General features: G+C 58.6%; 1 pseudogene. It reads right to left on the reverse strand.

What is annotated here, in order from left to right:
- Positions 1 to 271: pseudogene (locus F2P45_RS35000) on the reverse strand (DUF2314 domain-containing protein); the annotation flags it as partial.
- Between the last annotated feature and the right edge of the window lie 33 nt (positions 272 to 304).

Consider the following 304-nt stretch of genomic DNA (forward strand, 5'->3'; position numbering starts at 1 on the left):
GCATGCTGCGGAACACGCCCAATGGCTCCTGCGCGGCTGCGACGCTGGCATTGAAGTCGCTATTCTCCTTGCTAACGAATAGCAGCTTCGCTCCGGCATCCAGGTCCGGCTTCCTTCCCAGGTGACGCCGTAGCATTTGCCAGTCATACCAACAGTTTTGGGGATCGATATCAGCGTAGCCGCGCGACTGCGCCATCGCACTGAAGCGATCGCGGCTCACCATGATGACGGCGGCAGCGTCCCTGATATTGAGCACCTCGGCTTCGTTCAAGGGGCTTGTCTTTTTGTTCTCTGCGCTTACCAG

Origin of the sequence: Massilia mucilaginosa, from assembly GCF_011682145.1 — a bacterium.
Lineage (GTDB): Bacteria > Pseudomonadota > Gammaproteobacteria > Burkholderiales > Burkholderiaceae_D > Telluria_A > Telluria_A mucilaginosa.